The organism is uncultured Algibacter sp. (assembly GCF_947490405.1).
Classification (GTDB): domain Bacteria; phylum Bacteroidota; class Bacteroidia; order Flavobacteriales; family Flavobacteriaceae; genus Algibacter_B.
The window spans coordinates 46,061-58,916 of the sequence record NZ_CANLGU010000005.1 but is presented as its reverse complement, the minus strand read 5'-3'; the positions used below and the strand labels follow the sequence as shown (position 1 = coordinate 58,916).

Below are 12,856 nucleotides of genomic sequence, written 5' to 3'. Positions count from 1 at the left end.
AAAATATGTGGTTATCGTTTTAATGTAAAATGCCCCATAAATGTTCTGCCATCTTGTAGATTTACTTTAAACCAATAGTCTTCGGTTGGCATAAGTTGCCCATTAAACGTACCGTCCCAACCTCTAGAGCTTGGTGAGAGTTGTTTTAGGAGTTTGCCATACCTATCAAAAATATAGATGAGACTATTGGGCTGTATATTGTTACTTATACCTTGTATTTGCCAAAAATCGTTTACACCATCTCCATTAGGTGTAAAAAATCTTCTGCTACCAATTACTGAAAATGGTATTTCTATTTCACCACAAATTTCTTCTCTAATAAATAGGGTGTAGAATCCAGCTCTAACATTTGTAAATATAGGTTCAGTTTGGTAATCTATAAAATTAGAACCTTCTTCGACTAGCGCATATTCGTAGGTACCACGGCCTATATTTGCGGTATCTATGCTTACCGTATTGTTTTGAGAAATATCGTTAATGGTAATATCTTCTAAAGTAATATTTGCAGCTTCCGATGAATTCACAGCAATATCCCTGGTTCTTGAACATCCTGTGCCGTCAGTTTTAGTTAGTGTTATGGTATAAGTTCCTGGTGCAGATACATTTTCTAAAACCGCATTTGTGGAAATTACACTGCCTTCAAAATTCCATTCGTAGGTATAAGTTTCTCCTGAATTTGATTCTATAGGCTCTAAGTCGATACTAAATGTTGGGTTGAATGTACATACAATTCTTGGGCTTTCAACTTCAAATTCTGGTAAAGGATTTACAATGAAGTCTATAGTAGTTGTTACAGAACATGAAGAATTTATAGTATTAAAAACCTCCACTGTTATTGTTTGATTTCCTGAGTTTAAAGGATTGGGTAGTGTGTTACTAGAAACGTTATTTCCATTTTCATCTCTGTAGTTGTAAATGATTCCCATCCCTGTTTGTGAACCTAAAATAGTAGTTGTAAATGATGTGGTTGGGAATGGAAAGAAACCGTCATCATCGATATCACCAGCGTTACCATCACATTCAATTTGCTGCGGTATAGAGTTTGCTATTACAGGTTGTTCGTCTACAGTAAAATTTATTGTGGTTTCATCAAAACATGCACCATCAGGATCTTGTGTATTATTATTAGTAACTCTAACTATAATATTTTGATTTTCGGTTAGAAAAACGGGATCAATTGGACTTGTAACTTGAGTACCGTCATTATACAATAGCGGATCTCCGTTTTCAGTAAAATAAGTTATGCTAACTTCCGATGGATTTTGCCCATTTAAAATATCAGATTCTAGTTGAGAGGTATCAAACGGGAAATTTAAAACACTATCACTGGTATCGCTATCGCAGGCGCTATCAAACGTTACTGGGTTTGCTGTTGGTAGTGTTTCAACGTTTAATACATCAGTTAATTCTTTTACCCCTAAACAATTGTTTCCTAGATTACTTTTAACTCTAATCCAAAGCGTTTGGATATTTTGAGAATTATTATTTTCATGATTAGCTATATCTAATATTTCATTTGTTTCTAACTCAGCATCAATGATACTTTCGTAAAAATGAGCAGTAACCGTTACGGTGTTAAAAACGTTGGTTTCAATGTCGTTTCTTATCGTATTTAAATCGAACGTAGAAATTCCGTCACGATTATTTGTACCATCATCACATTGAAATATGGATTGCGGATTATAAACTGATAATGCTGCACTACTTGGGTTTACCTCTAATTCTAAAGGTATAACGCTGTGACAACCATTTGCGTCTTCAACCCTTATCCACACTGTTTCTGGCGTGAATCCTAAAGCATCTTGATACGCTTCTGGTGTTGCAATAGGGTTAGTATTACTATTAGCTTCAGGCTCAGTTTCAAAATAAGTGAATATTAAATTTTCCGTTACAAAATTTGGATTTATTTCTGTTTTAATTTCATCTAAGGTTAGATTGAAAAAGGATTGCCCGTCATTACTATCATCATCACATTGTTGATAAATACTTGGGGTATTTGCCATTGGTAATGGATTAACTTCAAGTAGTGCCGCATCAGAAAATATACCACAACTGTTACCATCACGATCTAATTTAACGCGATATTGATAGTTGTTGAATGTTAATTGAATATTAGTGATGACCAATTCATCTGTTTGCGAGCCAGAGTATGTTGCATCATCAACGATTATGGCCCATGTAGTGCCTCCATTTGTGCTAATTTCCCATTGAAAAAATTCTGCTTCAGAAGAAACAATTGTAAAACTATCAGTAGATGCTTCGCAGGCAGTTAAATTTTCAGGTTGCAGCGTTATGGTTATTGGAGCAGCTGTTAAATAATTTGCATCTGGTATTGTATAACCATCGGTAGCATTGGTAACTAAACCTTGCCCTGTAGTAGCATCGGCAACTACGTCTACTACAACAGCAGCATCACCTAAATAGGTATCCATATTTGCATCTGAAAAGCCAGCTTCAATAACATCTGTACAGGAATCTCCATCACTATCTTCGTCGATGTAACTGTAAACACCATCAGTATCCAAATCATTTAAGGTATAACCTATCATATTACTATCTGGGGTGGTTTCTGCAGCGTCTATCCAACCATTACTCCCGAAATTTGGACCATCAACGATACCATTTAAATCGGTATCAGAAAGTAAGCCTAACTCTCCTGTTTCTATCAAGTCTGTAATACCATCATTATCACTATCTAAATCGTAAAAATCTACTACTGTATCGCCATCTGTATCAATTGGCATAACAGAAGCATCGTAAATATCGTCTAAACCATCACCATTGTTATCAATTCCCGATAAGGCTACAAAAATACCTGTATTTTCAATAAAATCGGGAATACCATCATTATCACTATCTAAATCAAATTCATCCTTAATACCATCAAAATCTGTGTCTCGTGTGAAGCATGTTAATGAAATATTACCACTAAACGTTGATGGTGCAGTTGTGTTTTCTACAACATGATCAAAAGAAAATCCGTCTACTTGGTTTGCCAGAAATGTATAAGGAGTAGTTCCGTTGGGTGATGGATTAAATTTAAATCGAATTTCAGAGCCAGAAAATATGGTAACACCAGTTTCAAAAATGCCATCAAAATTCGAGTCTACTAATAGCCTGTTATCCGGGTCTAAAAGTGTGATGTTTTTATTTAAAGGTAGAATACTAGCTATAAAAAATTCACCATCAACATTTGTGTGTGTGGTACCAATATCTTCAGAGAATTTTACGTTAACAGCTTCTGCAAATTCAATGGTATAGTTATTATCAGCATTATTAGCTTGGTCTATTTCGCTTATTATAGTACCTGTTCCTGTAAGCCTTAATATGCTATTATTTGGTTCTGTACGGTTTATAGTAGTTGTATTTGTAGAAATAGTTGTATTTGAACTGCCATCTTGAAATCTTAATATTGGTGGACGCGTATCAGATAAATCTAAAATAACATCCCCTTGAGATTCAGTACAATTTAAGATGCCATCGTTATCATTATCGATATCTATATTATCTATAATACCGTCGTTGTCTCTATCATCTGGACAAATACTTACAGGGATTTCAGTAGATATTAATTCTTCTCCAGTACATGTAATTATACCAACAAGTCTATATGTAGATGGGGTTGTTGGTTTAAAATTAAATTGTGTTTGTCCTGGAATGTCTTGAAATCCAAACCCTTCATCAGATTGCCATCTAAAGCTATCAAAAACTTGCGGGTTAGCAGCTTCTAATGTTACATTAGGTATACAGTTACCTAATGTGATAAATTCAGCATCAAAATTTATTTCAGGTGGAGAAGGGAATCCAGAATAAAAGCTACCTGAAGTAGCTGCGCCTGTATAATTAAAGTAAGCACAATACAATTCGTCATTACTTTCAACTGTTATATTGCCATTGATGCCTTTTATTTTATAAGTGATGTAATTAATATTTCCAGTAACAAGATTTGGAGCTCCTAAATTTATATTACCAGTAGTAGATGATGTTACTGTTACATTAGCAGTGGTTTTTGTGACGATAGTAATACCGCCTTCGTATGCAGAAGGGCCTATATTATTTATATTAGCAATGTTATCTAAATTACCGCGTGTTTCACAACTTAGTGGCGGTACAAAAAACATACCTTGGTTAGCTTCAGAAGGGTTGCCACTGTCACCTAAACCACCAACACCTTGATACGCAAAAACAGGTTGAGAGGTTTCAACATACATATTACCGTTACCACTGTAATTATTACCTTCTATGACAAAATACTCTCCAGCGTTTATGGAAATACCTGTAGCATTACCATTAACTCTAATTGAAGTATTATTGGTATGCGCTACTAATAAAACATTTTCCCAATCATTATTACCATCACCCCTTACAAAAATATACTCTGTACCAATTTTACTCAATCCAACAATTTGGTCTATACCATAATCTCTAGCATTACCATCACTAAAGCTACCATTTGCAGAACCACAATTTACTACTACTGGTTTATCTGAATTTACCAGACAACCAATTAAACCATCTCTATTTAAAGGTGTGTCGTTACTATTTATTGCTAAAGTATAACTCTCGCCCTCATTTAATGTTACGTTTACAGGAATTGGGCCGTTATAATTTTGTACAACTATACCACTTGGGAGATTGCTAAAGTTAACTTGGGTATTATCTTCAGTTGCCATTACCGAAACAAAGTTAAGATAGTTGTCTTGTGGGTTTTCGTTGGTATAACTTCCAATTCTGAATATTGTGTCAGGAGCAGAAATGCCTTTGCTAACTAGTGCACCAGCTTGAAATCCTCCACCTGCATTCATTCTAACAGATACGTAAATAACATCTTCTGATTCTATAATATACCCTTTATTTCTAGAAATAACACTTGAAGATGGTGATGGGATATAAAGTTGTGTGTTACCACCACTTCCTATAAATATTTCTTCAGGATTGTTATTGCTTACAACACCAGTAATGTAATTTGCTTCTGGTTGTCCTATAGGTTTTATTGTGTAGGGTACATCTGAAGTTCTTGGAGTAGACAAATAAATATATTGATCTTGAGGACTAGAACTACTTGCATCAGCAAAAGTTAAAGGTGGTATATAGTGTGTTTTGCTTAGTTGAGAAAAACCCTTGATAGTTATTAATAATATTATTAAAAAAAGAAAACTTTTAATATACTGGGTAATATACATTTGCAGACTTTATAATTGCTATTAAATATTTTGGTTCTGAATAGTACAGAATACTAAAGTATAGTATTTAATTTATTTAGACAGAAAAAAAGTATGAAGGTTTAATTCTTTTAGATAAAAAGATTAAAAAAACATGTAAAATATCGTTTTATCGTTTTAGAGCAAAATGACCTCTGATATTAAAGGATTCTCCATTTTGAACAATATCTGCAGAAAACCAATAGTCATCTGAGGGCATGTTTTGCCCATTATAAGTACCATCCCACCCTTCAGAATAGTGTGGAAGTGTTTTTATTAATTTGCCATGTCGATTGTAGATGTAAACAATAGTTCCTGGTAACTGATTAGCACCAACAATGTGCCATGTATCGTAAGCGTTATCATTGTTAGGGGTTACAAATTTAGGAATATCAAAGACAAATACTTCTTTTGAAACATCCATACATCCATTTAAATCTCTTACAGTAACAATATGGGGACCAAATGCGACATCATTAAAAATGTTTGACGTTTGAGGCTCTTCATCATCAAGAATGAATATATAGTTTCCTATCCTAGAATTATCAATTTCGACGGTAATTCTATTTGGATCAGTAAAATCGACAGTGGGTGTTACAATAATTTCTGCTTCATCAGATTGTATAACTTCAAAAACATGAGTGTAAGAACAATCATTACCAATGAGGTTTGGTCTAGTTACGGTTATAGAATAGTTCCCTATGTTGTTTGGATCTACAATAATTTCACTTGTGGTTTCATTTGTAGACCATAAGTACGTATCTCCAGCTACTCCTGTTTCCGCACTTATTAAAACTGGCTCGTTGTTACAAAGTGGTACAATTTCATTTATAGGAACTATGGGTAATGGGTTTACACGGATATTAAATTGAGTAGTATTGAAACAACTAGTATTATTATTTTCAAGTCTAACAAATATACTATCACCGTTTGCAGCAGAATATATGTTTGGTAAAGGATCTATTTCATTTTCTGCATTTTCTGCATTTTCATAAAATGTTATTGAATAATCAGATGGGGTTAACCCTCCGAGAATAATACTATTGTTATCTGTTAAATCAAAGATTTGTATACCATCATAGTCATTATCACAATCTACCAAGTCTGGAGGTGTATTAGCAATTGGATTCTCGTTGATTTGAAGGGTGAAAGAAGGTGTAACAAAGCAACCAGTTGATGTATCTGAAATACGAGCAAATATTACATCATTATTAGTTGAGTAGTTATACATCGTATTTAAAGGAGTAGTATTATTTTCAGCATCAGCTTGCGTTCCATGGTAAGAAATATTCACTACAGAAGAGTCATCAACAATATTACTACTCACCTCGGATAAATCGTAAAAATTAGTGTCATTATCACAAATTTGTATGCTACCAATAGCATTTGTAGCAGGAGGTAAGTTAACTAATAGTTCTAAAGGAACAACAGTAAAACATCCAGTTATTGTATTTGAGATTTTAATATATATAATTTTAGCATCTGAATTGAAGTTAGTAGGGTTTGGAATTTCATTAGTATTATCTAAACCATCATTTGGATTTATGTCTGTCAAATTATCAAAATAGTTTAAAACTAAATTACTTTTCACACGATCTAAAATTTCAAATTCACTATCAACTGTATCAATATTATAAGCAGTTAAATCAAAATCAGTAATGCCATCGTAATCTGTATCACAATTTGTAATACTTGGAGTTCCGAAACTAACTTGCGGAGGAGCAATAATGTTTATACCTAACTCTTCTACAACAAAACATAGGGAATCATCACTTTCAATTCTTACATAAATACTTTGCGGGTTAGAAGTATTTGTATAGCTGGAAGATAGAGGGTTTGCGTTTGTTTCTGCTTCAGTAGGCGATAAGTGGAACGATATATTTAACATATCTGGGGAGCCAGCACTTATTTCAGCTGCTTTTTCATCTAAATTAAATTCATTAAAACCATCGTTACTGGCATCATCACAAATTAAATAATCTACTATTGGGTTATAAACTGGATCGGGAGATACTTGTAAAATGAATGAATCTGTAGCAAAACAACTAGGATCTGTAATATTTTCAACTCTTACATGAATGGTTTGTGGACTAGTGGTATTTTGATAGATATTATTTTTATCAATAGGTATAGTAAAAGCAGCATCTTCAAAATAATAAACTTCCTTACCAGTTTGTCCATTAAGAATTTCGGTGTCTTTATCAACTAATAAGAAATCTGCAAAACTATCACCATCATCTTCGCATATTTGAAAATTATTAATTGGATTAGGAAAAATGGGTAGGGTATTTACTATAGCTTCAAATGATGTTATGGTGTAGCATCCAGTGCCACTAAGAGCATCTTCAACACGTATAAAAATGGTTTGGGTATTTGAGTTGTAGCTATTCCTATCAGTAACAGGAATTGGATTTACGTTATTATCAGCATCATCAAAAGATATGAAAACATCTATGTTCAAACCTGTTCTATTTGCTACAGCTTCATCAATTTTGTCTTCAAGGTTTATTATTGAAAATCCATCTTGATCATTATCGCATATAATCTCATTTGAAGGTTGTGTTGCAGCAGGAGCAACCAGTATTTCAATTTGGAATGGATTAACTGTTGAACAACGAGAATCTATGTTTTCAATTCGTGCATATAAGGTTTCTATGGGGTTGGTATTATTATAAAATGGTGGTAATTGATTAGCTGTATTATTACTTTGAGCATCGGTATTAGTTGGAAAATAAGTAACAGAAAAATTTGTGTTTCCCGCAGTAATTGTATCATCTAGTGATTGTAAATCTATACTGGCTAAACCATCATTATCATCATCACAATATGGTATTGTTACATTGCCAAAAAGTAAAATAGGGTTTACTAATAGCGTTATTTCTGTATTTTCAATACATCCTCCACCTTCAATTCTAACATATAAAACTTGTGGACTTGTAGCAGCATAAGCGGATGATTTATCAATAGGGTTAATATTGTTGTCTCTATCATCTTCTGTCTCAAAAAAGGAAACTGTTATGCTATCAGGTAAATCATTAGCTATAAAGGTTTCAACAGTATTTAAATCAAAATTCAGAGTATCATTAGTAATATCATTAGTGTCGCAAAGTGCAAAATCTCCAGTATCTGTACCTGTTAATAATAAATTGGTATGTACTTCAAATGGAACTATGGTTGCACACCCTGTAGTATCATCTTCAACTCTCATATATAAAGTTGCAGAACCAGGTTCTAATATTGCATTTGTATATTGGTAGTTGGTTTCGTCTGCTATAACATTAATATTCATATTAGCATCATCAAAGGTGCTGTGAAATGTTGTTGAAACGCCTGTTAATCCATTTAAAATATCTGCAATAACTTGTGTTAAATCAAAAGATGCATCGCCATCTAAATCTCTATCACAAGCATCAAGGTATTGTGTATCTCTGTTAACAATGGGGCTAATAATAATCTCAACATCTAAAGTAGACGTTCTTAAACATCCTGTATTTGTATCAACAACCCTAACATAAACCTGTTCATTTGGAGTATTTGTATTAATGTAAGGCGTGGGTATTGGGTTATTACCAGAATTAGCATCTAGTGGGTTATAATGATAGGTAACTAATAAATTGGTTTGTCCAGACGTTATTTCATCATTTTTTTGAGTTAAATCAATTATGGCAAATCCATCAGGATTATCATCACCGTCACAAACTTGCAAAGGTGTTGGATTTACAATATTGGGTAACGTATTAACAATGATGTTGAATGTTGAAAATGAAAAACAATTGCTGTCTGAATCTTGAACCCTAACAAATATGGTTTGCGGATTTCCTGTATTAGGAATAGGTGTATTAATTGAATTAATATTTAGTCTTGCATCACTATCAGATAAATGATAACTGAATGTGTAATTTGTAAAAGGTACATTAGCAATTACCTCGGCGTTTTTTGTTGTTAGATCAAATATCTCTATGCCATCACTACTACTATCATCACAAAGCTCAAAATCAGAAATTGGATCCATAGGTTCTTCAGTATTAAGAACGACTTCTATTTCATCTGTTTCAAGACAAGTTGCTCCATTAACAGGGACGCCAACATCAACTCTATATATACCATCTTGAACTGCTGTATATGTTTCGCCAATTGCTCCAGTAATTAAATTCCCATTTCGATACCATGCATATGAAGCTAGTGGGTTTTGTAAATCAGCGTTTAATGTTACTGAACTTGCACATGTAGAAATGTCATCACCCAAATCCAAAATTCTAAAACTATCTCCTTCTATGAATACAGCAGAGTCAAATGTTCCATCTGTTTGGTCTGCGATAACTAATTTAATATGATATGTAACATTAGGCTGTATATTACCAGATGCTGTGAGTACGGTAGTTCTTCCATTGTAGTTTGTGTCACCAACATTATATCCAGCAAAATACTCTTCGTTTTGTGGAAAACAATTAATAGAATTGGCATTAACATTATGAATGGTACTTGTATTTACAGGGGTAGAGGTTCCTGGAATTATTGCAATATTTTGATAAGGATCTGTACTACCAGCTTCTCGAATTAAAAAAGCAAAACCATCTGAAAACTGGCAAGGATTTATACCAAAGTACTCTTCTGATGCTAAAAGGTAATTAAATTGAAATTGATTTGAAATAGATATGAAATCGAATTCTATTGAAGTTGCATTAACTGTATTTGTTATATTTAAGGCAGCTTCTAAGTCAGGATCAGTTCCCCAATTTGTAGAACCCTCGCTTAATGTTGGTGTTATTGCGGAATTGCCTCCTGATATAGCCCCACCTGTGGATAACATGATGCCATTTTCAAAGGGAAAATTAGAACCTGACCTTTCAAAATAAGCATAACTAGAAAGACCACTAGCAGTTCCGTTCACAGATGAACTTACATTACTAATATCAACACAACCTCTAACTAAATTATCTTGTATTAAGGATTGTAAGCCAACATTATCATTTACTGATATTTGTTGAGAAAACGAATGGTTACTATGGAATAGTAAAATAAATAAAATGAAATAAATATATCTCATAAACCTGTAGGTGTTATCTAGTTCGTTTTAATTTGGTTGAATGTTTTAAAAACACTCTAATTAGTTGGGGCCAATTAGTGCCGAAAAATAGACTTTTTTTAGATGAAACGCAAAAAAAATCGGATAAAATGCATTTTATTTGGATTTTCGACTGTATTACTTAATTTTTAAGTGTAAAATGATTTTTAAATAATCTACCATCCTGTAATTTAATCGAGAACCAATAATCGTCACTAGGTAGTTTTTGGCCATTAAAAAGACCATTCCAACCTTCACCAGTTGGATCTAATTGCTTAACCAGTTTACCAAATCTATTAAAAATTTGAACTCTAGTATTGGGTTGAAACATATTAGATATACCTATAATTTGCCAAGTATCATTTACACCATCATTATTGGGTGTGAAAAATTTTGGAAAGCCAATGACTGAAACCTTTGCTCCAACAGTACCACAATTATTTTTTACATCCGTAACTGACACTGAATAAATACCCGGAAATACGTTTTCAAATATATTACTATCTTGAAAAGGTTGTATTGTATTACCAAATTCATCTATTAAACTATATTGATAGATGCCTTCTCCTGAAACAAAAATTGTAATAATATTATTGCTTGAGGCATCTTTTACATCGAAATTAGGTACACTAAAGGTGGCACTGCTTGATGGCTCAATCGTAACGGTACGAACTTTTGAGCAATTATTATTGTTAGTTACTATTACTGTATATTCTCCAACGGTATTTATTTGAGTTTCGTATGTGGTATCACCGTTAGACCAATTATAGCTATAGTCATTTGGGTTATCATTAACCCCAGCATCAATGGTTAGGGGAGCGGGAAAATAATTTAAACAGTAATAAAACAAATCTTCTGTTTTAATATCTGCTAATGGTAGCACGGTTAGAAAAACTTCGCTAATACCATAACAATCATTTGCATTTTCAACCCGAGCATAAACAGTTTGAAAGTTGGGAGTTGTATTTGTAAAGTTTGTGTTAATTGGATTTTGTTCAAGAACAGAATCTATAAAAGAATTATAAAAAACAATATCCAACCCTGTAGGTAAACCATTTAGAATATCACTATTAGCATTTGTGAGATCAAAAACATGTAAACCATCTTCAATCCCATCGTCGTCACAAGTAGATAAGAAAGCATTATTCGAATCAGTTGCTGTAACATCTAAGATTAATTCTGAGTTACTAATACAACCTGTAAGATCATTAACAACTTCAACAAATATAATTTGAGGATTTATAGTGTTAATAAATGAATCTCCATTTACTTCAGAAGTTCTAGTTACATCTGTATAAAATAATGTCGATACATTTGCAGTACCACCTGTTAGAAAATTATTAGCTTCATTCAGGTTAAATGTAGTTAATCCATCAGCTAAACCATCTTCATCACATTGTATAAGTGTAGAGTTAAAACTATCAGGAGTCTCATCTACTTGTAAATTTAATATTGTAATACTGCTACAGTTTTGGTTGCTAGCTTCTTCTATTCTAATAAAAATTTGTTCATTAAAAGGGTTAAAATTGTAATAAAAATTTGGGAGTTCTCCAGTACGGTTTTCAGCATTAAACCTAGAAGCATAATAAAGTACGTTAAAATCTGATGGATTCTGTCCAGCTAGTATTTCATCGTTTTTAGATGATAAATCAAAAATTACTCGTCCATTTTTATCATCACCATCATCTAAATTATCACATAGTATATAATCTGAAGGTTCAATAAAATTAGGTCCTTGATTTACATTAAGCTGAAAGTTAGTTAACTCAAAGCAACCTGTTGTGTTATTGGTAATTCTAGCATGAATGGTTTGCGGATTTGTAGTGTTTCTAAAAGGACTACTTAAAGGGTTAATACCAATATTAGCATCACTTTCAGAATTGTGATACGTTATCGTTGTACCAGTTTGATTTCCAGTTATAGGAATTGTGTTGTCTGATAAATTAAACTCAGAAATACCATCAGAAAAAGGTGCGATGTCATCACATTGTTCTAAATCAAGAGCAGTGCCCGAGATAGAAGATTCATCGGTTGGAGGTTCAGCAAATGTGGCAGTTCCTGTCCATTCTAAGTTAAAAGGGCTGTTTCCTTCTGGTCTATCAATTACAATATAATAGGTTTCCCCAGCATTAACATCTAGCCACCTTACAAAACTATTACCACCATTACCTGGACCTTCAAAAGTATCTGTTTCAGTACCATTCATTCCAGTTAAATTATTTCCTTGGTTAGATTGTATTGGATTATTGGCAGAACATCTTATAGCTTGTCCTATGTTTCCGCAAGATACATTGGGTCCAAATACAAAAAAGTCATAATCTACAACTATATTAGTGCTATTAGGTGTTAAAGTAAAACCAAGGGTACCACCTGTTACAAGAGTTACACTTAGCCAAATACTATTAGTTTCTTGATTACAAGAGTTATTACCTGATAACTCTTGAATTCCGATACCATTAGAATTTAAACTAATATCAGAATTACCACATACCGTTACAGAGTCAATGCAATCCGTAGGCGATTGAGCAACTAAATGAATTGAAAATAATAATAAAAGATTAATTAAACTAAGCTTCAAAAAAAGTTTCAA

The 12,856-nt window shown here is 33.0% G+C and carries 3 protein-coding genes; all 3 read right to left on the bottom strand.

The genetic code is table 11. From position 1 onward, the window contains the following. Window positions 1-11 precede the first annotated feature (11 nt). The 3 genes from Q0772_RS11715 to Q0772_RS11705 all read right to left on the bottom strand — a co-directional run bounded on the left by Q0772_RS11715 (window position 12) and on the right by Q0772_RS11705 (window position 12,856). Window positions 12-5,183 (bottom strand): T9SS type B sorting domain-containing protein, encoded by a 5,172-nt coding sequence (locus Q0772_RS11715; protein ID WP_298344812.1) that lies wholly within the window; start codon window positions 5,181-5,183, stop codon window positions 12-14. Window positions 5,184-5,331: 148 nt separating this feature from the next. Further along, window positions 5,332-10,248 (bottom strand): choice-of-anchor L domain-containing protein, encoded by a 4,917-nt coding sequence (locus Q0772_RS11710; protein WP_298344810.1) that lies wholly within the window; start codon window positions 10,246-10,248, stop codon window positions 5,332-5,334. A 160-nt stretch (window positions 10,249-10,408) separates the two neighbouring features. Beyond that, complete coding sequence (locus Q0772_RS11705; protein WP_298344808.1) at window positions 10,409-12,856, bottom strand: T9SS type B sorting domain-containing protein; 2,448 nt, start codon at window positions 12,854-12,856, stop codon at window positions 10,409-10,411.

What these genes read in the sequence shown, in the direction of transcription:
- Q0772_RS11715 (WP_298344812.1), bottom strand. Translation starts at nt 5,183, where the DNA reads ATGTATATTACCCAGTATATTAAAAGTTTTCTTTTTTTAATAATATTA.
- Q0772_RS11710 (WP_298344810.1), bottom strand. Translation starts at nt 10,248, where the DNA reads ATGAGATATATTTATTTCATTTTATTTATTTTACTATTCCATAGTAAC.